We start from the raw sequence: 20,106 nt of genomic DNA on the forward strand, positions 1-20,106 counted from the left end.
CCCGAATTCGGTTCAGAGCCTGGTCGCCCGGGCAGGCTATAATGTCGCGCTTCCCAATCGGAGTCGACGCCCATGCGTATTCTCACGGAAGCACTGACCTACGACGACGTTTCCCTGGTGCCTGCCCATTCCACGGTGCTGCCCCGAGACGTAGCCCTGCAGACACGGCTGACGCAAGGATTGCGACTCAATATTCCGATCGTGGCGGCTGCCATGGATACGGTCACCGAAGCACCGCTCGCCATTGCCATGGCCCAACTCGGCGGCATCGGCATCCTGCACAAGAACATGAGCATTGCGCAGCAGGCCTCGGAAGTCCGATTGGTCAAAACGTTTGAGGCCGGCGTGATTCGCGAGCCCATCACCGTCGCGCCAAGCACCACGATCCGCGAAGTCGCGGCATTGACCCGAGCGCGCCGCATCTCCGGTGTGCCAGTTGTTGACGGCGACCGTCTGGTGGGTATCGTCACCAGTCGCGATCTCCGTTTTGAATCGCATCTGGACGATCCCGTGTCGCGCATCATGACGAGTCAGGATCGCCTGGTGACGGTGCATGAAGGCGCCACGGACGACGAGATTCTGCAGCGTATGCACAAGCACCGCATCGAGAAGGTGCTGGTCGTCAATGAATCGTTCCAACTCCGCGGTCTCGTCACCGTCAAGGACATTCAAAAAGCGCGCGACAATCCAGATGCCGCGAAAGATGCGGCCGAGCGCCTGATCGCTGGCGCTGCGGTCGGTGTGGGTGGCGATACCGAACAGCGCATTGAAGCCTTGGTCGAAGCCGGGGTCGATGTCATCGTGATTGACACCGCGCACGGCCATTCGCAAGGCGTGCTCGATCGTGTCACCTGGACGAAGAAGCGCTTCCCGACTCTGCAGATCATCGCCGGCAATATTGTCACTGGCGAAGCCGCGCTCGCGCTGCGCGATGCCGGTGCCGATGCCGTCAAGGTGGGTGTGGGTCCAGGCTCGATCTGCACCACGCGTATTGTCGCGGGCGTGGGCGTGCCGCAGCTGACCGCGATTGACCTGGTTGCCAACGCGCTGCAAAACACGATTCCGCTGATCGCCGATGGTGGTATCCGCTATTCGGGTGACGTGGCCAAAGCAATCGCTGCAGGGGCGAGCAGCGTGATGATTGGTGGCTTGTTTGCCGGCACGGAAGAAGCGCCGGGCGAGGTGGAGCTCTATCAGGGGCGCTCGTACAAGAGCTATCGTGGCATGGGCTCGCTCGGCGCCATGCAGCAGGGCAGCAAGGACCGTTATTTCCAAGATGCGTCGGATGCCGACAAACTCGTCCCGGAAGGCATCGAGGGTCGCGTGCCGTATCGTGGCCCGCTCCGTAACATCGTCCATCAACTGATTGGCGGGCTGCGTGCGTCGATGGGTTATGTCGGTGCGGCGACGATCGATGAGATGCGCACCAAGCCCCAATTCGTGCGCGTGACCAATGCCGGTACGCGTGAGGCGCACGTGCACGATGTGCAGATCACGAAAGAGCCGCCGAATTACCGGATGAGCTGATCCGTCGTTGTCCCCCTCATTGCTGCCCAATCAAGCGCCGGAGCCGAGTTCATGACCCAAGATATCCATCAAGACAAGATCCTGATCCTTGATTTCGGCGCGCAGTACACGCAGCTGATCGCCCGCCGGATTCGCGAGATCGGTGTCTATTGTGAGATCTGGGCTTGGGATCACGATCCGGCCGATATTCCGAAGTTTGCGCCGAAGGCAATCATCCTCTCGGGCGGACCAGAGTCCACGGTTGAAGCGGGCTCGCCGCGTGCGCCACAGATTGTGTTCGATTCTGGCTTGCCCGTGCTCGGCATTTGCTACGGCATGCAAACGATGGCGATGCAACTCGGTGGCAAGGTGGAGAGTGGCCACTCCCGCGAGTTTGGTTTTGCTGCGTTGACCCCAACGATGAGTTGCCGCCTGTTAGATCGCCTTAGCGATACGCCAGCTGTGCCAATGGGCGAGGGCGAGTCTTGGATGGGGCAACAACAACCGAGTGCGGCGCACGCAGCGGCCGATGGCAGCTTTGGCGTCTGGATGAGTCATGGTGATCGCGTCACGGCGCTGCCTGCGGGCTTTGCGGCGGTGGCGTCCACACACGATCTGCCACTGGCAGCCATGGCCGATGAAACGCGGCGCTATTACGGCGTACAGTTCCATCCCGAGGTCACGCACACGCAACACGGCACCGAGTTGCTGCGCCGTTTTGTCGTGGATATCGCCGGCTGCCAAACGCTGTGGACGGCCGAGAACATCATCGAGGACAGCATTGTGCGGATCCGCGAGCAAACCGGCAGCGAGCACGTACTGCTCGGTCTCTCTGGTGGCGTCGATTCGTCGGTGGTGGCTGCGTTGCTGAAACGGGCAATTGGGGATCGACTGACCTGTGTGTTTGTTGACACCGGGCTGCTGCGCCACGGTGAAGGCGATCAAGTGATGCAGATGATGGCGGCCAACATGGGCGTCAAAGTCGTCCGCGTCAATGCAGGTCCGCAGTACTTCAGCGAGCTCAAAGGCGTCGACGACCCAGAAGCCAAGCGCAAGATCATCGGCCGCTTGTTTGTCGAGATTTTCGAGGCGGAATCGAAGAAGCTCTCCGATGTGAAGTGGCTCGCACAGGGCACCATCTACCCGGACGTAATCGAGTCGGCCGGTTCCAAAACGGGCAAGGCACACGTAATCAAGTCGCATCACAATGTTGGTGGCTTGCCCGAGCGCATGCACCTCAAGTTGCTGGAACCGCTGCGGGAACTGTTTAAAGACGAAGTGCGTCGTCTCGGTGTCGCCCTCGGGCTGCCGCGCGAGATGGTCTATCGCCATCCGTTCCCGGGGCCGGGGCTCGGTGTCCGCATTCTCGGTGAGGTGAAGCCGGAAGCGGCCGAAGTGCTGCAACGCGCGGACCACATTTTCATTGATGAGCTCCGGAAGTGGGCGCTGTACGACAAAGTCAGCCAGGCGTTTGCAGTGTATCTCCCGGTGAAGTCCGTCGGTGTGGTCGGCGATGCCCGCGCGTACGAACCGGTGATCGCGCTCCGTGCCGTTGAAACGATCGATTTTATGACCGCCCATTGGGCCCGGCTGCCTTACGACTTCCTCGACCATGTTGCCCGCCGCATCGTGAATGAAGTCCGCGGCGTCTCGCGTGTGGTCTATGACATCTCCGGCAAGCCGCCGGCGACGATTGAGTGGGAGTGATTCCAGGCGACTCTGAGCCAGTTCAGAGTCTTCCAAGCCATCCGAGTCGGGAGCGTTCCGGATGAAGTCTACTTAAGTCTTTCTACGCCTGGGTGTTGGCACAATCGCGCCGCCTGAAACCATGGCGACAGCGTTTCGTCCAGCTTGCCACTGCTTGTGCAGGAGCGTTAGAAATTCGGCCCGGTTGGAGCGCATCAGCGCGAGTGTCTCCGGTGGCGCGTCCGTTTCGAAATGCGCGGCAGACCAGAGCACCATTTCGACCAGCGTTGGTGCCAGCGCAAATCCGGCCTCCGTGAGATGGTAGTCGTGCTGTCGCGCGTCGTTTGGATTCGGCCATTTTTCGACCAAGCCCGTGGCGACCAGCGTGTGCAGGCGGTCGGACAGAATGTTCGTCGCGATCCCCTCGCCGGCGTTCTGCAGGGCCTTGTAGGTGTGGGCGCCCTTGAACAGGAGGTCGCGGACCACGAGCAATGTCCAACGGTCGCCAACAACCTCCAGCGCGATGTGAATTGGGCAGCCTGATCGCTGGGATGGGGGATTTAGCAGAGTCATGCGCCATGTTACTTGCAAAACGCAAGTGATGTATTACACTCAATGTGAGGGAGGATCGACCATGAGCATACCAATCGTCACGTGTTTCTTCGTTGGCCTATTGGCCATCATGCAGGTGCCCATGACAGTAATGGTGGGCTATCGGCGTCTGAAAACCGGTATTCAGTTTCTCGACGGCGGCGATGTTGTTCTGTTGCGACGTATGCGAGCGCATGCCAATTTCACCGAGACAGTCCCGATGGTCCTGCTCGCCATGGCGGCCGCCGAGATCACCGGCTTGCCTGCTTGGGCCCTTTGGACAGGCGGTGCCAGTCTGGTCATTGGCCGATTGCTTCATGCGGTTATTCTCGTTCGACACGGCTGGGGCAATGGTCGTGCGTTCGGCATGCTCATGACCTTTGCGCCGATGCTCGGGTTTGGTGCGTGGAGTGTGTATCGAAGTCTGTTCTGATCACGATTGTGCATTCGTAGCTGCACCAATAGCACGCTCGTTCCCCTTACATCGCGAGGCATGAACCATGCCGTATACGCCAGAACTCGCCGAACGCATGCGTCTTGCATTGTCGTCCCGCTCTGACATTACTGAGAAGAAAATGTTTGGCGGCTACTGCTGGATGCTCAACGGGAACATGATCTGTGGCGTCGAAGTCGGTCGCTACATGTTTCGCGTGGGCAAGGACCTGGAGTCACTAGCATTGTCCAGGCCAGGCGCGACGCCGATGGACATTACCGGAAAGCCAATGCGTGGTTTTATTTGGGTGGACGGACAACATGCCACGGGCGCCGCATTGCAGCAGTGGATTGCGCTGGCGGAGCAGTATGTCGGGACGCTGCCACCCAAGTAGCTGCGGGGCTCCGTTTCTTGATCCTTGACTTGCCGATCGCCCATTGCGTGATGAGATGGCAGCGCCTGTCGCCAAGCGCTGCGATCCGAGTGAAGCGAGCTCTGCTGAACAGAACCACGCAACCAATGTCCAGATGCTCCACAATCCGGGGCCTTGCTGGCCCTAGAGCAAGGTGAGCAGGCTGGGTAGCAGTCGTGTGCGGGAAGTCCTTTTGACCACCAAGCCTTGCAAGCGATCCAAATCAGGAACGTGCCGCCAATTTGATGCGGATCAATCGATCGGGATCGGGTTCGCGTAATCTGTCGTCACTTCGACAGCCTGGGAGTGCCGAAATGGATCGCGTGCGTGGCAAGGTTTGTGTGATAACGGGCGGTGCCATGGGTATCGGTCGGGCGTGTGCGGAGCGGCTGGCGGGCGAAGGCGCGCGGATCGCGATCTTCGACGTTTGTGACACTGAGGGTGAGGCGCTCGTCGCGGCTCTGAGTGGGCGGAATGTCGAGGCCCGTTACTGGCACGTGGATGTGTCGTCGGAAGCGGCAGTCTCGGCAGCCATGCAAGCGGCGCGCACCCAATTTGGGCGAATCGATGTCCTGGTCAACAATGCCGGCATTTCTGGCGTCAACAAACCGACTCACGAAGTCACCGAAGCGGAGTGGGATCGCGTGCAGGCGATCAACGTCAAAGGCGTGTTCTTCTGCACCAAACATGCGATTTTGGCAATGAAGGCGGCCGGCGCCGGCAGCATCATCAATCTGTCATCGATTTATGGTTTGGTTGGTGGCCCCGATGTCCCGCCGTATCACGCCTCCAAAGGCGCCGTTCGGCTGATGAGCAAGACGGACGCGATCACGTACGCAGCCGACCGCATCCGCGTCAACTCGATTCATCCCGGTTACATCTGGACGCCGATGGTCGAACACCACCTGCGAGCCAGCGGCGTTACGGACCTCGAAGCCGGTCGGCGCAATGTCGGAACACTGCATCCACTGGGTCATGTCGGCGAGCCGGACGACATTGCGTGGGCGGTGGTGTATCTCGCCTCAGACGAGTCGAAATTCATGACCGGGGCGGAGCTGGTAATCGATGGCGGCTACACGGCGCGGTGATTTTCGACCCGCATGGCCGACTTCTGGCGCATGCGTCGAGTAAGATCAGGTCATGGAACCACGGCAGATTGAATGGCGCAAGGATGAGTCGGGCCGGTCGGTGCTCGCTGTGTGCGGCGCGTTCACGATGCCACACCTTTCCGAGTTGCTGCCGAGCCTCGATAGTGCGCGGATTCGGCCAGAGCGCTTGGACTTGTCGCAACTCGATACGCTCGACTCTGCAGGGGCGCTGGTGCTGCTGCGGACCTTGGTGACTGACCGCGCCTACGTGCCGGCACTCGATCGAATCGATCACGCGAGGCCGGCCCATCAAGCGTTGTTGAAGCTGGTCGCGGAACGCGCCGCGGTACCCGTCAATCCACGCGCGGCGACGCGCCATTGGCAGGATTGGGTCATCAAGCTCGGCGAGGCGGTCAGTGGGTTTGGGAGCAAGGCCTGGCAACTCCTGGCGTTTCTTGGCACAGTGACCGCTTGCTTCGCGGCCATTATGCTTGGCCGGCGCAAGCTGCGGATGACGTCGGTCATTCACCACATGGAGCGCACTGGGCTCGATGCCGTGCCGATCGTGTCACTGCTGTGCTTTTTGGTCGGCGCGGTCGTGGCGTTTTTGTCGGCGACTGCGCTACGTGACTTTGGTGCATCCATATTGACCGTCGAGATTGTGGCGGTGAGCTTTCTGCGTGAGTTTGGCGTGCTCTTGTCGGCGATTCTGGTCGCGGGGCGCTCGGGATCAGCCTTTACCGCCGAGATCGGCTCCATGCGCAGTCGTGAGGAGATTGACGCGATACAAGCGCTGGCGCTCGATCCGATCGAACTGCTCGTCATCCCAAGGCTCGTCGCGCTGCTGTTCATGATGCCGGTCCTGGCATTCATCGCGATGTTGTCGGGCATTCTTGGCGGCGCGTTGGTTGGCGCGACCGCGCTGGACATTTCGCCAACGATGTTTCTTGTGCGAATGCGCGACACCACCGAGCTGTACTACTTGTGGCTTGGGTTGCTCAAGGCGCCGGTGTTTGCGGTCCTGATCGCTGCAATCGGTTGCCTCGAAGGTCTGAAGGTGTCGGGCAGCGCCGAATCGGTGGGGCGGCACACCACGTCGTCGGTGGTGCAGAGCATTTTCCTGGTGATTGTCTGCGACGCGTTGTTTGCGGTGCTCTACATGAAGCTTGATCTATGAACGCGTCAATCGGAGCCAGTCAGAACGTCATCGAAGTCCGTGGACTCGTGAACCGCTTTGGCGCGCAGATCGTGCATGAACATCTGGATCTGGATGTGCCCCGCGGCGAAGTCTTGGCCGTCATCGGCGGGTCGGGTGCGGGCAAGTCAGTACTCTTGCGTTCGATCATTGGCCTGCAGCAGCCGGCCGCAGGCAGCGTCAGCGTGTTCGATACCGACTTGCGGCACGCAGCGCCCGCCGAGCGAGCGCGGATCGAGCGGCGCTGGGGCGTGATGTTTCAGGATGGCGCACTGTTCTCGTCGTTGACCGTGCTCGAGAACATCAAAGTGCCGATGATCGAGCATCAGCCGTTACCGCATGACCTCATGGATGAGATCGCACGCCTGAAGCTGGCCCTCGTTGGCCTGCCTGCCGACGCTGGACACAAGACCCCAGCACAGCTTTCCGGCGGGATGCGCAAACGTGCCGGCATCGCGCGGGCGCTGGCACTTGACCCAGAGATCTTGTTCCTCGACGAGCCAACGTCGGGGCTTGATCCGCTGGGTGCGGCTGCCTTTGATGAACTCGTCGTGACCTTGAAGCACAGTCTGAACCTGACGGTGTTTCTGGTGACGCATGATCTCGATTCGATTTATACCTGTTGCGATCGTGTGGCCGTGCTCGCCGATCGGCATATCGTGGCGAGCGACACGCCGGACGCTATTGCGACCCACTCGCACCCCTGGATTCGTCAATGTTTTGGCGGCCCGCGCGGCCGAAATGCCCAGAGCGCCCGCGCGCTGATCGGGCAAGGAGCTTGAATGGAAACGCATGCCCGCTATCTGCTGGTTGGCCTATTCTCACTGGTCGTGGCGATTGGCCTGATCGTGTTTGTGCTCTGGCTCGGCAAGTTGCAGCTGGATCGCGAGTATCGGGAATACGATGTGCGTTTTCATGAATCCGTGACCGGTTTATCCGTAGGCGGGCTGGTCCAGTACCACGGCATTCAGGTCGGTGAAGTGCGCCGTCTGACCCTGGATCCGAAAGATCCTCGGGAAGTGCATGTCCGCATTCGCGTCGGCGCCGATACCCCGATCAAGGCAGACACGCGCGCGCAGCTCAGCTATACCGGTCTGACCGGCGTGGCCGTGGTCGAAATGTTTGGTGGTTCTCCCGAGTCGAAACTGCTGTATGAGGTGGACACGCGCGATGTGCCTGAGATCGACACCGTCCCGTCCACGCTCAGCGAACTGATGAGCGGCGGTAGTGGCGCAATGCACAGCGCGCAGGAGGTGATGACGCGCATTGCCGAAGTTCTCAGTGATACCAACATCAAGCGTGTCTCGGCGACCCTGGATCACTTGGCCGAGGTCAGCGGCAAATTGCGTGAAGATTATCCGGAAGCACGTCTCGCGCTACAGGATCTGCGAACCCTGGAGCAGAAGTTGACCACCGCGGCAGATCGCACGAACGCCTTATTAGCCGAGGTGCAATCCGGGATCGCCGGAAACACCAAGGACGACCCGAACATGATGGCGGACTTGCGTACAACGATCGAGCAGATTCAAGAGGCAGCTCTGTCCTTGAAGCGCGTGTCTGACACCGGCGACCGCACGCTCAACGGCTTGGATGCACAAGCGCGCGGCGAACTCACAGAAACGTTGCGCGCGTTGCGCGAGACGAGCGAGAACCTCGCCCGCATCACGCGCGATTTTGACCGGGCCCCTGCCGGCTATTTGCTGCATGGCGACCCATTGCCCACGTACCAAGCCAAGCCGGAGTCCCGCCAATGAGTTTCGACGTTCGAAAGACACTTTTCGGCTTGACGATGATCGTTGTGGTCAGCGCGTGTAGTCTGGTGCCAAAGTCGGCGCCGAGCACGACGTTGCTGCTGCCGGTCCAGTTTGATGCGAGCAGTGGTACTTGGCCGGCCAATCTGCGCCCTGGTCGCGTGCAGGCGGCGTCGGCGTTGCGTACCGATCAAGTGCTCGTCGTGTCGGGTGCCCGATTGATGCAAGCACCGGGACTTCGCTGGGCCGCGGTGCCCGCCGATCTGGTGGGCGAAGCACTCTCCCAATGGCACGCGACGACGGCGCTAACGGGCACCCATTCTGCGCAAAGCGCTACGTTGGATGTGACCATCGACGCCTTCCAGTGGGAGGAATCTAAGGCCGTCGTGCTGGTAGCAATGCATGGCCAGTATCGCTGCCCGGACGGTGCGATCACCGACTTGCCTGGGGCGCCTGCAACCCTGCCAATGCCGTCTTTGCATGATCCCGATGCTTTGGCCGAAGCATTTGCGCGGGCAACCCAGAGGGTCGCGGGAGCCCTTCTGCAGCAGGCGAGCCAGCCGCAATGCGGGACACCGATCCCGCAGGGATAAACGCGTCCCGCGATGATGGGAATCTCAGCGGTCGCCGCTGCGCAAGGGCTTTTGGAACCAGAAGTCAGCGTAAGGATTGTCGTTGTACGCGCAAATCGGCTGAAAGCCGTTGCGCACATAGAGCGCCTGCGCTTCGTGGAGACTCCGGTTCGTATCCAGGCGCAGGTGCGTGAGTCCTGCTGCCTTGGCGCAAGTTTCCAACGTGTCGAGCAGACGTTGCCCAATGCCCAGCCCACGTGCCGCTGATGACACCCACATGCGTTTGATTTCGCCGATGCCGGGTTCGTTCACTTTGAGCGCGCCACAAGCAATGGGAACCTGTTCCAGACGGGCCAGCACAAACCAACCTCGCGGCGGGATCAGTTCGTCCTCGCGAGCCGATACCGACCGTTCTGGGTCAAATCCATCCGGGAACCGCCGCCGAAGTTCTTCGAAATAGGCCGCCAAGCAGGCTTGCGCGGCATCACTGGCGGGGTCTTCCTGGCCAATCTGAACCGACGATGCCCGCAGCAAGCGCTCGACTTCACTCATGGCCGACAGCAAGCGCAGCCGATGTTTGTCGGATAGCGGTTCCAGCAGCGACGCTGCCAGGTCGTTCGAGCGTTGGTCCAGCGTCGCCCAGAGCCTTTTGCCCTTCGCCGACAAGCGCAGGCGCTTGATGCGTGCGTCGTGGTCGGCGGCTTTGCTGCTGATGAGCTTCTCGGCTTCCAGTGCGCGCAGCATGCGGCTCAAGTAGCCGGAATCAAGCCCAAGGCGGGCGCGGAGATCGCGAACGCTGCAGCCATCGAGACCGATCTCAAACAGCAACCGGGCCTCGGCCAATGGGCGGCCACTGTCCAAATAGTTGCCGTCAAGCAAGCCAATGCGTTGCGAGAGCGTCCGATTGAACCGGCGAACCTGATGAATGTGCCCGATTTCCATTCTCTGACATTAGTCAGAGAATGGATTCAGGTCAAGTCCGTGCACAGACCGTATCGGGGCAATGCGCCCGCACCATCTTGTCTTAGCGCGGCGCGCCGAGGAGGCGATCTCAAGTGTTGGCAGCGCTTTCGTACTGTCGCTTCAGGGTCTGCCAATGGCTCCAGAACGACGGTGCCTGAGTGCCATCGATCAGCGCCACCAGAATATCCAGATGAGCGTGCCAGCCCGCGCCGACCATGTGGCGCATCGCCAGATTGGGAATCGCTCGGTGCGTGAGGCGGAGCAACACGCCAGCGCTGCTTTCGCTCAAGTCGATCGTGACCTCGCCGACCCCAGGCCAGTCAAAGCGCAGGTGCCGGGGTGGTTCGATGCTCAAGATGGTGCAAACGGCCGATGAGACCTCAGCGAAACCCGCCGGGCGCAGATCAGTGGCCTCCGACAATTGATCATTCCGCCACACCAATTCGAGCGCCGCGTCGGGCTTAGGCACGAGATCGCCGGCGGCGAGCCACTGGCTGCGCAGCTCGCTGTCAGCAACATAGCGCCACACGCGTTCAAGCGGGCCGGGCAGGCGACGTTCGATCGTCAGGCTGTGGGTCATTTCAAATTTCGCTGGTTCCGTGGTGTCGGCAATTCGCTGGGTCATGTTGGTTTCCTGGTGCGGCGTTGGGGTGCGGCGGCGGGGGTTCTGGATCGCAACAGCTGCTCGAGCGCATCGAGTCGCTGTGTCCAAAACTGCTCGTAATAGCGGAGCCAGTCGCGGGCGTGCGCCAAGGGCTGAGGATCGATTCGGCAATAGTGAACGCGGCCGCGAATGTCGCGGCGAATCAAGCCAGCCTCTTCGAGCACCTTGATGTGTTTCGATGCCGCCGCCAGCGACATGTCGTGCGGCTTCGCCAATGCGCCAACGGTTTGCTCGCCATCACTCAGCGTGCGCAGCATGTTGCGGCGCGTCTGATCGCTCAAGGCTTGAAACAGCCGGTCCAACTCTTCGGGACTAATGTTAACCATATGGTTGAATTATAAAGCGCGAGGCGGGAAAGTCAACAAAATGGTTGAATATCTGGCTGCCGACCTCTGCACGAGCGGTCGACGCTGATTGTGTCGGGCAACCAAGGCGCGTCGCCCACGTCCCAACCGATGGACCGGCCCTACGGCGTCTGTGCCGGTCCGCCGCGTTCCAGAATCGCCTGAACGTGCGCTTCGGCGGCCTTGCCCAATGCTTGTGCGACGCTTGGGTCGGCCAGCTCGATTAGGCCCGCCTGACTGGCGCGCTGAATGGTGTCGATGGGGGCGGCCAGGACAATGGCAGTCTGATCGCCGGTGGCAAGGACCACGAAGCGCTGGGTGCTCCCGGAATCAACCACAACGCGGTTGATCAGGTCGAGCACGGCGTCCAGGTCGTACCAGTCGCCCAGGTTCTCGGCGTAGCCCGAATATTGTTTGCCGGCCCAGTATGCATTCAGAACGTAGGGGCCTGATTCATCGTCGAGCCCGGGCGGCACTTCCTCGAATACACACGCATCCAGTGTCGGGGTGATCAGACGCGCCAATGACCGCAACAGGCTGTCATGTTCGTTCGGAAACGTGCCCGTTTCGACGTCAAACCAGATCGCATGCCCTGCTGCCACCAGCAGATCATCGGCGGTCACGGCATCAGTGGTGTCAAGATCGAGTCCGCCAATTCGCTCAAAGCCTGCCGCAACGAGCGCGGCCGCCGTGTTTCGTTGCGCCTCACGATTGACGACTTCCGGTGCCGAATCCGCAGGCGTGTCCTGACCAGGGGCAGATCGACAACTGGAATGCTCAGGATGGCGTTGACACAGCGCCATGAACACAGCGCGTGCCTCTGGGAGCTTGCTTCGATTAAGGGCTGCAGCAACCCCATCGGCACGAATCGGGTCCTTGATCCTGGCGTGCAAGGCAAGCAAATCACGGGTTGCGGCCGCATCTGGTTGATCGGCGAGCAAGGCAGCGTATTGGCCGACCCGCCAGGCTTCGTCGTTCTCGATGCGCGCGCCGATTACTGCTGCCAGTCTTGGCGAATAGGCTCGTACTGGCCGAGGGTTCTCATAAATTTCCGATTCGTAAAATCGCAGGATTGCAAAGCCAGGGGTGTCTGGGCGATCCATCCACGCAATCTCGTCGCTCTTGAAACATGTACCGGCGTAGAGACCAATCAAGGCCTGCCGCAGTGCGCTGTCGGCGCCCGCAATGACCGGCTGGCTCTCTGCGCAGAAGGCGGGTTCAGGTCGGTAATACCCGACCAAATCGCTCCAAACCTGACCCCAGGCCTGCCAATCTGCGGGATCGACTTGTTGTGCTGCCAATTCGATCTGGCTGATCGTCTCGGTAGCGCCTTGCAGCAGGTGGTCACGCAGATGCGAAGGCGGTGGCAGGTTCGGTCGTTCACCGCGCGCCCAAGCCTGAAGTTCCTGGCTGGTGCTCGGCAGCGGCGCCCGAAAGCGCTCAGGCAGAGAGGCCTCAATAACGCGGATCGCAGGCTTTGGCGCGACTCCGGGTTTGGCAGCCGTATCCAGCGCTTCCTGCTCGCCCGATCGCCCGCATCCGACGAGTGCCAGCGCAGCTGGAATCAATATCAAAGCTGGGATGATTCGCGACTTGTAAGGCATCTGCGGCGTCTTTGACGTTGGGCTCGCTCATGCTACCAGAGCGGGTTCGCGGCGCGCCGCCGAAGCAAGTTCAAGCGGCTCTGCTAAGGTGCTGCCCGGAATGTTGCTGGAACGGGACGCGACGTAAGTCAGACCCTGTTTCGCGGCGCCGCATTAACATCATCGAATGACGTATCAGGAAACCAAGTGGAAAGCGTGACAGCTGCAATCATTGCCGTATTGGCCTCCCTATTGGGCTTTGGACTCGCCTGGTGGTTTGGTCGGCACCTTGCCGCCACGCGATTTGCGGAAGGCGCGCACAGCCGGGACGCAGAGGTCACGTTGCTCCAGGAGGCGTTGCAGCGGGAACGCCGGGAGCGTGAGCAGGCCCAGGTCCAGATCGGCCAGGTTCAGGACAAGGCGCAATCGCGGCTGGATGATCTGGCGCTGCGCCTCCAGCAGTATCAAGAACTATCGGCCAAGTCCGAGTCAGGGCACCGAGTCGCCGAGACAGCTTTACAGTCTGCCGAAGCGCAGATTGGTGCGCTGAATCTGCGCTTGCAGGAAATGCATCAACTCACCATGCAGAACACGGCACTCGAACGGGCGCTGGCCGAGGCGCGCGCGAAGGCAGACGAGCAGGCGCGGACGGCTGAGGTCACCCGGCAATGGTTGACACAGGCGCGCGAAGTGCTTGGCGAGCAGTTCCAGGCGCTTTCGGCGTCGATCCTCGACACCAAGGCACAGCATCTCAGCGAGCGGCAATCCGAGCAGTTGCAGCATTTGCTGAAACCGTTCCGCGAGCAAATCGAGTCGTTTCAGCGCGATGTGCGCGAGGCGACGCGGCTCGATCTTGAAGGTCGCGTCGAGCTGAAGGGCGAGTTGAAGCAACTGAAAGACCTGAATCAGACACTGAGCGAGGAAGCTCACGCGTTGACGCGCGCGTTGCGCAGCGACGCGAAGAAGCGGGGCAACTGGGGCGAACTCGTTTTGAAGCGTTTGCTTGAGTTGGCCGGATTGACACAGGGTCGTGAGTATCTGTTGCAGCAGTCCGTGCAAGGCATCGAGCGCAGTACGCAGATTCCAGACGTGTTGATCCGGCTCACGGACGAGCGCAGTCTGATCATCGACTCCAAGCTGTCGTTGCTCGCGTATCAAGAGTTGGTCAACAGTGAGTCGGATGAAGACCGCGAACGTTGGCGCAAGGAATTGCGTCAGTCCATGCGCACCCATATCGAAGACCTGGGCCGCAAGCGCTATGCCGACACACCCGATCTGCGCACGCTGGAGTTCGTCGTCATGTTTGTGCCGGTCGAGGCGGCGTATCTCGAAGCTGTTGGCGCTGACGACAGCCTCTACGAGTTGGCGTTGAGCCGCAATGTCGTGCTTGCCAGTCCAGGCATGCTGCTTGGGCTGTTGCGGGTCGTGAGTCAACTCTGGCGTGTGCAGGAACGCCAGAGCAATGCCGAAGACATTGCCAGACGCGCGGGTGAGTTGTACGACAGTTTCGTGCGAGTCGCCGAGAATCTGCAGCAGACCTTGAACAAGCTCGATGGCTCTCGCGATGAGCTCGCCGAAGCGATCAAGCGGATCAGCAGTGGTCGCAACAATCTGGTGGTGCAGGTTGAGCGCCTGAAGGGGATGGGCGCGAAAGCGAGTAAACAGATGCCGGCCGCGCTGCTGCAGGATGCCGAAGCGATGGAACCGCTGCTGCCGGCGCCTGATTCGGAATCGGAGCCGAAGGCATGAGTCTCGCCAATGCGCTGCTGGGCGTGCGGGTGCTCGATCTATCGCGCATTTTGGCAGGGCCCTGGGCAACGCAATTGCTGGCTGATCTCGGCGCTACCGTCTGGAAGATTGAGCGCCCGGAATCAGGCGACGACACGCGCCAGTGGGGTCCGCCTTGGCTTGGGGCGCCTGCGGCAAAAATGTCGGCCTACTTTGTTTGCTGTAATCGCGGCAAGCAGTCGGTCACGATCGATTTCGCGGAGCCGAGCGGTGCCAATCTCATTCGCGAATGGGTGCGTCATGCGGACGTGCTAGTCGAGAACTTCAAAGTGGGCGGCCTGGCGGCATATGGGCTCGATTACGCGAGTCTGTCTGCGCTCAATCCGAAACTGATCTACTGCTCAATCACGGGTTATGGTCAGGACGGTCCTGATGCCGGATTGGCCGGATATGACGCGGCGATTCAGGCGCGCGGTGGCTTGATGAGCATCAATGGCGAGCGCGATGACCTGCCGGGCGGCGGCCCGCAGAAACTCGGCGTTGCCGTCACCGATCTGATGACCGGGCTCTATGCCGCAAACGCGATTCAGGCCGCGCTGATTCAGCGCGCCCAGACGGGGCAGGGCGTGCACATTGATCTCGCGCTGCTCGACGTGCAAGTTGCCATGTTGGCGAACCAGGCCAGCAATTATCTGATTGGCGGCTGGGTGCCCAAGCGTCAGGGCTCGGCACACCCGAACATCGTGCCGTATCAAGTCGTGCGTGCGGCCGATGCGCCGTTCATGCTGGCAGTTGGTAATGATGGCCAGTTTCAAGCGTTTGCGCGCTTGGCTGGGCATGCCGAGTGGTTCGAGGATCCGCGGTTTGCCAGCAACGCCGCGCGTGTCCAGCATCGCGACGTGTTGATCAACCAGATCGAGTCGGCGCTGTGCACAAAGCCCGCGCGGCATTGGCTCGCGGCGTGCGCGGATGCTGGCGTGCCAGCGACGCCGATTCAGAACATTGCTGAGGTCATGGTGGATCCGCAGGTCTTGCATCGCGGTTTGGTGCAGGAGACGAGGCGCGCCAACGGCACGTCCTTCAAGAGTGTGCAAAATCCGATCACGCGCGCCTCAACTGCCCAAGCGGCGCCGGAGCTCGGCGCCGATACGGAAGCTGCATTGGCTTGGTTGCAGCAGCAAGCTCAGATTTGAGCGCGCGGCGTTCGCATCAACGACGTCTGCGCGGGCGTGTGTTGTCAGCAGGCGCCTCGGCTTCGATCGATGGCGGTTGGGTCGGCGGTTGACTGAGACGTTCGCGCAAGCGCGGCGCCGCGAAGTCGAGAAACGCGCGCTGTTTTAGCGGCAGACGGCGCTGTTGCGTGTAGACCAAGCTGATGGGGCTGGGCTCGGGTTCGTGTTCAACCAGCACGCGTTGCAGGCGTTGGTCATCCTCGGCGGCGCGGATTTGATAGCAGAGCAAGCGGGTCAGCCCGCTCCCAGCCAAGGCAGCGGTCAGCGCGGCGTCGGCGCTATTGACCTGCAAGCGCGGGTGGACCGGTACACTGATCTCGCCTTGGGCGGACGGGAATCGCCAGCTGTCTTGATCAGTCATCGCGTCGAAGGCGATGCAGGCATGGCGACTCAGGTCCGTCGGTGTCGTCACCGGTGGCGCGCGGCGCAGGTAATCCGGACTGGCACAGACGACCCGGCGGGTGCCGCCAAGGCGCGTCGCGGTCAGACGACTATCCGGCAGGGGGCCGATGCGAATGGCCAGATCCACCTGCTCATCGAGCAGATGCAGCACGCGATCGCTCTGCACCAGGCGCACAGCCACCTCGGGATAAGCCGCCAGAAACTCGAGGATAATGGGCAGCACATGGATGCGTCCGAACACAATCGGCGCGGTGATCACCAAATCGCCGCGCGGTTCGCTGTACTCGCCAGCGGCACCACGTTCGGCCTCGCCGACCTCTTCGAGAATGCGTTTGCAGGCCGCGAGATACTCGCGACCGGCATCGGTCAGCGTGAGCTGACGCGTCGAGCGATTCAGGAGCCTCGATTTCAGATGCGCTTCGAGATCGGAGAGCTTGCGACTGACTGTCGCCAGCGGCATGCCGAGTTTGCGCCCCGCGGCCGACAGGCTGCCGCCTTCAATGGCTTCTACAAAGACCTGCATGGCTTCCAGGCGGTCCATCTGATTATTCCATTTTTCGGAAGGGTGATTCCATCCTAGCCCGTCTAGTTCCAGAAAGCAGCAGTCTCTAATCTTCTTTCACCGCGCCACGACGCGCATCCCCAACCGATCAAATAGGAGTTTCCAAAATGTCCCGTCTCAACATCCCGACCACCATTGACACCGCCCCGACCCAGTCCCAGCCGCTGCTGCAAGCCGTGCAAAAGCAGCTCGGCTCGGTGCCGAACCTGTTTCGCTTGGTGTCCAACAGCCCGGCCGCACTGGAGGGTTACCTTGGCCTCTCGGGCGCACTGGGCAAGGGCAGCCTGAGTGCACCGACCCGCGAGCGCATTGCGCTGGCCGTGGCCGAGATCAACGGCTGTGCCTACTGTCTGTCGGCGCACACCTATCTGGGCAGAAACCTGGCCAAGCTCGACGATGCTGAAATTGCTGCCAATCGCAGCGGCAGTTCGAAAGATCCGAAGGCCGCGGCGGCAGTTGCCTTCGCCGCCAAGGTCACTGAGCAGCGCGGCAAGGTCAGTGCCGACGATGTCGCTGCGGTCAAAGCGGCCGGTTACGGCGACGCCGAGATCGTCGAGATCGTCCAGCACGTGGCCCTGAACACTTGGACCAATTACATCAACGAAGTGGCCAAGACCGAGATCGACTTTCCGGTCGTGAGCCTGCGCCAGGCAGCGTGATCGAAATGGCTGCAAGGATGCAGCCGGCGCAGTACGGGCTCGTCCTGAGCCCGTACTGCATTGAAGAGTGTTGATGACCCTCAACTAGAAACCGGAGCCTCCGATGAGCCGCCCACCCTTACCGCCGTTTGATGCCGAAAGCGCTGCACTGAAAGTTCGTATGGCCGAGGACGCGTGGAACAGCCGCGATCCAGACCGCGTCGTGCTGGCCTATAGCGAGGACAGCCGTTGGCGCAATCGCAATGAGTTCCTGCACGGACGTGCAGCGATTCAGGCATTCCTGATCGGCAAGTGGCAACGCGAACGCGACTATCGCTTGTGCAAGGAATTGTTCGCCTGGCAAGGCAATCGGATTGCCGTGCGCTTTGCGTACGAGTGGCAGGATGCCGATGCGCAGTGGTGGCGAAGCTATGGCAACGAGAACTGGGAGTTCGATGCCGAAGGTCTGATGCGGGTGCGCCTGGCAAGCATCAATGATCTTCGCATTGCCGAGGCGGATCGCCAGTTTCGGTGGCCCTTGGGCGCACGTCCGGTGGAGGCACCGACGCTCAGTGCTTTGGGGCTCTGAACGGGCAATCGAGAACGCGCCAGCGGCGACCTTGTCCGGCGCGCTGACCGTTATCAATCGTCCATCCAAGCAAAGCACTGGTTGTCGTTCCAGCGAAACAGACGGTGTGAAAACGGTTGCGGCTTTCGATGCCAACCGAAGTCGTCACCACGACGACAATCGGGACCCAAGGCAAGCTGGCCGCTGTGTCGCAAGTATTCTGGATCCCGAGTTTCCAGGCTGTGTGGAAACGTTGGGGTAGGACTAAATTTGGCGTTTCAACATCACGTCAGTGCGACTGCAAGAACTTCAAACCCACCCCGGATCAAGTCCGGGGTGACGAGAGGTGGATTGGATTTCCTTGGGAAACCGCCCCTTTCCAGCGTCTGAAGCAATGGTCTTGCCGCGACGGACATTTTCGCGATTCGTCGCCCCGGACTTGATCCGGGGCGGGGTTCAAACTCGCGGCAAGCTGACCCATCGCTTGCGTTCATCATCGCTTCCGAACGCGATCGGCTAGGTTGCTTGAACCGGTCCTTCGATGTTTTCACACAGTCTGTTTCGCTGGCATGACGGAAGCTTGGGTGAGCACCCCGGGTCCGTGGTGCCGATTGGATGCCCGAATCAGTGCGTTCCGTCCGGCCAGAACGCGCTCCTGTAAACGATCGGAGTCGAACATGACCTCCTATTCCAGCGATATTGCCTTTACCGAAACCGTTAAAGCCTTGCAAGCCCAAAAGGGCTCGCGTCGCGCCTACGCGGCGATGGAGCGCAATGGCTCCTGGGCGACCACAATCACGCCCGAACTTGCCGAATTCATTGCCGAGCAGCGGAGCCTGTTTCTCGCGACCGTCAATGCCGAAGGGCAGCCCTACATCCAACACCGTGGCGGTGCGCCGGGCTTCGTGCGCGTGCTCGATCCAAACACCTTGGCGTTCATCGACTTCAGTGGCAATCGGCAATACATCAGCAGCGGCAATCTGCAAGAAAACCCAAAGGCACATCTGTTCCTGATTGATTACCGACGCCGCAAACGCGTCAAGATTTGGGGTGAGGCTGCGATGCAGCCGTTTGACCCTGAGTGGGCGGAGCGCCTCCAACCCATCGATGATTCCGGTCGGCCCGAGCAGATTCTGATCTTCAAGGTGCATGCCTGGGACGCGAACTGCCCGCAGCATATTCCGGTGCGATTTGATGCTGAAGACGTGCTGGCGGCGCTTCAGGAAAAGGATCGGCGCATTGCTGAGTTGGAGGCGAAGTTGGCCAGCCTGGATCGGAGCTGACGTGACTCGTACGCAGTCGCGGCTTGTGCAGACCAATCGATTGGGCCAGATCAACTGTGCGGCTGGGTGCGTTTGGTCAGGTCAGGTATGTCGAATGCGATGGCTCGCTTCATCACAAGTAGCCCGCCCCCGCGATCGCGGGGGCGGGAGCGCTCCCTCTCCCTCGCGAGTGGGAGCGGGCTGGGGAGAGGGTTACTTGCGACAACGGTAGGTCGTGACGATTTCGCGGCGTCGGCAATGATTTGACGCGCGACTCAGCTCATTTGACCAGCGACCCGCATTGCCCGATCCAGAGCCATCGCGACATGACGAGCTGGCTGGATTACCACTGCCCGGCCCGACATACTCCAGGCATGATTGACCAGTCCGAATTCGGGAGGCGGTATGTCGACAGAGAAGATCGAACAGTTCTATCAGGCGTTCGCCAGACTGGATGGCGAGGCCATGACCGCGTTCTACGCACCTGATGCGTGGTTTGAGGACGAAGCGTTCAGCTTGCGCGGCCGCGTTGAAGTTGGTGGCATGTGGCAGATGCTTTGCGCAGCAGTCAAGGCCAAGGGAAAGGATGTGTGGAAGCTCGACTATTCCGGCATTCGGAGTGAGCACGGCAAGGTGCTCGCGCATTGGGAACCTGTCTACCGTTTCAGCGCTACCGGTCGCATGGTGCACAACATCATCGATGCAGAGTTCGAGTTTCGTGACGGTCTAATCGTTGGTCACCGCGACCGGTTCGACTTCAACCGCTGGGCCAAGCAGGCGCTTGGGCCGATGCCCGTGCTGCTGCTCGGCTGGACGCCGCTGCTGCGGAACAAGGTGCGGAACACGGCGCGCGCGAATCTCAACAAGTTCCTGGCGCAGCAACCATCTTGATCGGGCAGCGTGGCACCGAATGTCCGAACCGGACA

The 20,106-nt window shown here is 60.9% G+C and carries 21 protein-coding genes; 15 read left to right on the forward strand and 6 right to left on the reverse strand.

Annotated elements, in window-relative coordinates; translation table 11 throughout:
• Positions 1 to 72 precede the first annotated feature (72 nt).
• Positions 73 to 1,527 (forward strand): IMP dehydrogenase, encoded by a 1,455-nt coding sequence (gene guaB, locus C7S18_RS03650; RefSeq protein ID WP_106890266.1) that lies wholly within the window; start codon positions 73 to 75, stop codon positions 1,525 to 1,527.
• Positions 1,528 to 1,578: 51 nt separating this feature from the next.
• Positions 1,579 to 3,213, forward strand: coding sequence for a glutamine-hydrolyzing GMP synthase (guaA, locus tag C7S18_RS03655; RefSeq protein ID WP_106890267.1), 1,635 nt, complete (start codon positions 1,579 to 1,581; stop codon positions 3,211 to 3,213).
• 72 nt (positions 3,214 to 3,285) lie between these two features.
• Here guaA and C7S18_RS03660 read toward each other — a convergent pair whose 3' ends face one another.
• Entirely contained in the window at positions 3,286 to 3,678 is a 393-nt protein-coding gene (locus C7S18_RS03660) for a winged helix-turn-helix transcriptional regulator (protein ID WP_206207972.1), read from the reverse strand.
• 148 nt (positions 3,679 to 3,826) lie between these two features.
• Here C7S18_RS03660 and C7S18_RS03665 point away from each other — a divergent pair, with 148 nt between their 5' ends.
• From C7S18_RS03665 to C7S18_RS03695, 7 genes are all read left to right on the forward strand, one after another.
• Positions 3,827 to 4,216 carry an MAPEG family protein gene (locus C7S18_RS03665; protein WP_106890269.1) on the forward strand — a complete coding sequence of 130 codons (390 nt, stop codon included), beginning with the start codon at positions 3,827 to 3,829 and terminating at the stop codon, positions 4,214 to 4,216.
• Between the two features lie 67 nt (positions 4,217 to 4,283).
• Positions 4,284 to 4,610 (forward strand): TfoX/Sxy family protein, encoded by a 327-nt coding sequence (locus tag C7S18_RS03670; protein WP_106890270.1) that lies wholly within the window; start codon positions 4,284 to 4,286, stop codon positions 4,608 to 4,610.
• 332 nt (positions 4,611 to 4,942) lie between these two features.
• Positions 4,943 to 5,716, forward strand: a complete 774-nt coding sequence (locus C7S18_RS03675; protein ID WP_106890271.1) for a glucose 1-dehydrogenase — start codon at positions 4,943 to 4,945, stop codon at positions 5,714 to 5,716.
• A 52-nt stretch (positions 5,717 to 5,768) separates the two neighbouring features.
• Positions 5,769 to 6,893, forward strand: a complete 1,125-nt coding sequence (locus C7S18_RS25185; RefSeq protein ID WP_106890272.1) for an MlaE family ABC transporter permease — start codon at positions 5,769 to 5,771, stop codon at positions 6,891 to 6,893.
• On the forward strand, positions 6,890 to 7,693 hold the full coding sequence (locus C7S18_RS03685) for an ABC transporter ATP-binding protein (protein ID WP_106890273.1): 804 nt from the start codon (positions 6,890 to 6,892) through the stop codon (positions 7,691 to 7,693). The genes C7S18_RS25185 and C7S18_RS03685 overlap by 4 nt, the downstream gene beginning before the upstream one ends.
• The gene (locus C7S18_RS03690) at positions 7,694 to 8,665 is read left to right on the forward strand and encodes an MlaD family protein (RefSeq protein WP_106890274.1); all 972 of its coding nucleotides are present in this window, start codon (positions 7,694 to 7,696) and stop codon (positions 8,663 to 8,665) included.
• Complete coding sequence (locus C7S18_RS03695) at positions 8,662 to 9,255, forward strand: ABC-type transport auxiliary lipoprotein family protein (protein ID WP_106890275.1); 594 nt, start codon at positions 8,662 to 8,664, stop codon at positions 9,253 to 9,255. Before C7S18_RS03690 ends, C7S18_RS03695 begins: the two co-directional genes overlap by 4 nt.
• 24 nt (positions 9,256 to 9,279) lie before the next feature.
• On the opposite strand, the gene C7S18_RS03700 is transcribed toward C7S18_RS03695, so the two are convergent.
• The 4 genes from C7S18_RS03700 to C7S18_RS03715 form a co-directional block, all read right to left on the reverse strand.
• Positions 9,280 to 10,176, reverse strand: coding sequence for a bifunctional helix-turn-helix transcriptional regulator/GNAT family N-acetyltransferase (locus C7S18_RS03700; protein WP_106890276.1), 897 nt, complete (start codon positions 10,174 to 10,176; stop codon positions 9,280 to 9,282).
• 109 nt (positions 10,177 to 10,285) lie between these two features.
• On the reverse strand, positions 10,286 to 10,822 hold the full coding sequence (locus C7S18_RS03705) for an SRPBCC family protein (RefSeq protein ID WP_206207973.1): 537 nt from the start codon (positions 10,820 to 10,822) through the stop codon (positions 10,286 to 10,288).
• On the reverse strand, positions 10,819 to 11,187 hold the full coding sequence (locus C7S18_RS03710; protein WP_106890277.1) for an ArsR/SmtB family transcription factor: 369 nt from the start codon (positions 11,185 to 11,187) through the stop codon (positions 10,819 to 10,821). Before C7S18_RS03710 ends, C7S18_RS03705 begins: the two co-directional genes overlap by 4 nt.
• Before the next feature lie 140 nt (positions 11,188 to 11,327).
• The gene (locus C7S18_RS03715; RefSeq protein ID WP_106890278.1) at positions 11,328 to 12,809 is read right to left on the reverse strand and encodes a hypothetical protein; all 1,482 of its coding nucleotides are present in this window, start codon (positions 12,807 to 12,809) and stop codon (positions 11,328 to 11,330) included.
• Positions 12,810 to 12,995: 186 nt separating this feature from the next.
• Between C7S18_RS03715 and C7S18_RS03720 the strand changes: the two genes are divergently transcribed.
• Together C7S18_RS03720 and C7S18_RS03725 are read left to right on the forward strand one after the other, a co-directional pair.
• Positions 12,996 to 14,537: a DNA recombination protein RmuC gene (locus C7S18_RS03720; RefSeq protein ID WP_106890279.1), complete on the forward strand. Its 1,542-nt coding sequence runs from the start codon at positions 12,996 to 12,998 to the stop codon at positions 14,535 to 14,537.
• Positions 14,534 to 15,709: a CaiB/BaiF CoA transferase family protein gene (locus tag C7S18_RS03725; RefSeq protein WP_106890280.1), complete on the forward strand. Its 1,176-nt coding sequence runs from the start codon at positions 14,534 to 14,536 to the stop codon at positions 15,707 to 15,709. Before C7S18_RS03720 ends, C7S18_RS03725 begins: the two co-directional genes overlap by 4 nt.
• Before the next feature lie 16 nt (positions 15,710 to 15,725).
• On the opposite strand, the gene C7S18_RS03730 is transcribed toward C7S18_RS03725, so the two are convergent.
• Positions 15,726 to 16,691, reverse strand: a complete 966-nt coding sequence (locus tag C7S18_RS03730; protein ID WP_106890281.1) for a LysR family transcriptional regulator — start codon at positions 16,689 to 16,691, stop codon at positions 15,726 to 15,728.
• 128 nt (positions 16,692 to 16,819) lie between these two features.
• Between C7S18_RS03730 and C7S18_RS03735 the strand changes: the two genes are divergently transcribed.
• The 4 genes from C7S18_RS03735 to C7S18_RS03750 all read left to right on the forward strand — a co-directional run bounded on the left by C7S18_RS03735 (position 16,820) and on the right by C7S18_RS03750 (position 20,071).
• Complete coding sequence (locus C7S18_RS03735) at positions 16,820 to 17,371, forward strand: carboxymuconolactone decarboxylase family protein (RefSeq protein ID WP_106890282.1); 552 nt, start codon at positions 16,820 to 16,822, stop codon at positions 17,369 to 17,371.
• Between the two features lie 103 nt (positions 17,372 to 17,474).
• A complete protein-coding gene (locus C7S18_RS03740; protein WP_106890283.1) occupies positions 17,475 to 17,939 on the forward strand; it encodes a nuclear transport factor 2 family protein in 465 nt (154 codons plus the stop codon).
• A gap of 656 nt (positions 17,940 to 18,595) precedes the next feature.
• The gene (locus tag C7S18_RS03745; protein WP_106890284.1) at positions 18,596 to 19,201 is read left to right on the forward strand and encodes a pyridoxamine 5'-phosphate oxidase family protein; all 606 of its coding nucleotides are present in this window, start codon (positions 18,596 to 18,598) and stop codon (positions 19,199 to 19,201) included.
• 384 nt (positions 19,202 to 19,585) lie between these two features.
• Entirely contained in the window at positions 19,586 to 20,071 is a 486-nt protein-coding gene (locus C7S18_RS03750; protein ID WP_106890285.1) for a nuclear transport factor 2 family protein, read from the forward strand.
• Positions 20,072 to 20,106 lie beyond the last annotated feature (35 nt).

This window comes from Ahniella affigens (assembly GCF_003015185.1).
Taxonomy (GTDB): domain Bacteria; phylum Pseudomonadota; class Gammaproteobacteria; order Xanthomonadales; family Ahniellaceae; genus Ahniella; species Ahniella affigens.

Bases quoted from the DNA above. Each gene is read 5' to 3' on its own strand.
- C7S18_RS03725 (WP_106890280.1), top strand. From the start codon at position 14,534: ATGAGTCTCGCCAATGCGCTGCTGGGCGTGCGGGTGCTCGATCTATCG.
- C7S18_RS03685 (WP_106890273.1), top strand. From the start codon at position 6,890: ATGAACGCGTCAATCGGAGCCAGTCAGAACGTCATCGAAGTCCGTGGA.
- C7S18_RS03665 (WP_106890269.1), top strand. From the start codon at position 3,827: ATGAGCATACCAATCGTCACGTGTTTCTTCGTTGGCCTATTGGCCATC.
- guaA (WP_106890267.1), top strand. From the start codon at position 1,579: ATGACCCAAGATATCCATCAAGACAAGATCCTGATCCTTGATTTCGGC.
- C7S18_RS03750 (WP_106890285.1), top strand. From the start codon at position 19,586: ATGTCGACAGAGAAGATCGAACAGTTCTATCAGGCGTTCGCCAGACTG.
- C7S18_RS03730 (WP_106890281.1), bottom strand. From the start codon at position 16,691: ATGGACCGCCTGGAAGCCATGCAGGTCTTTGTAGAAGCCATTGAAGGC.
- guaB (WP_106890266.1), top strand. From the start codon at position 73: ATGCGTATTCTCACGGAAGCACTGACCTACGACGACGTTTCCCTGGTG.
- C7S18_RS03700 (WP_106890276.1), bottom strand. From the start codon at position 10,176: ATGGAAATCGGGCACATTCATCAGGTTCGCCGGTTCAATCGGACGCTC.
- C7S18_RS03715 (WP_106890278.1), bottom strand. From the start codon at position 12,809: ATGCCTTACAAGTCGCGAATCATCCCAGCTTTGATATTGATTCCAGCT.
- C7S18_RS03695 (WP_106890275.1), top strand. From the start codon at position 8,662: ATGAGTTTCGACGTTCGAAAGACACTTTTCGGCTTGACGATGATCGTT.
- C7S18_RS25185 (WP_106890272.1), top strand. From the start codon at position 5,769: ATGGAACCACGGCAGATTGAATGGCGCAAGGATGAGTCGGGCCGGTCG.
- C7S18_RS03740 (WP_106890283.1), top strand. From the start codon at position 17,475: ATGAGCCGCCCACCCTTACCGCCGTTTGATGCCGAAAGCGCTGCACTG.
- C7S18_RS03705 (WP_206207973.1), bottom strand. From the start codon at position 10,822: ATGACCCAGCGAATTGCCGACACCACGGAACCAGCGAAATTTGAAATG.
- C7S18_RS03735 (WP_106890282.1), top strand. From the start codon at position 16,820: ATGTCCCGTCTCAACATCCCGACCACCATTGACACCGCCCCGACCCAG.
- C7S18_RS03710 (WP_106890277.1), bottom strand. From the start codon at position 11,187: ATGGTTAACATTAGTCCCGAAGAGTTGGACCGGCTGTTTCAAGCCTTG.
- C7S18_RS03670 (WP_106890270.1), top strand. From the start codon at position 4,284: ATGCCGTATACGCCAGAACTCGCCGAACGCATGCGTCTTGCATTGTCG.
- C7S18_RS03745 (WP_106890284.1), top strand. From the start codon at position 18,596: ATGACCTCCTATTCCAGCGATATTGCCTTTACCGAAACCGTTAAAGCC.
- C7S18_RS03675 (WP_106890271.1), top strand. From the start codon at position 4,943: ATGGATCGCGTGCGTGGCAAGGTTTGTGTGATAACGGGCGGTGCCATG.
- C7S18_RS03690 (WP_106890274.1), top strand. From the start codon at position 7,694: ATGGAAACGCATGCCCGCTATCTGCTGGTTGGCCTATTCTCACTGGTC.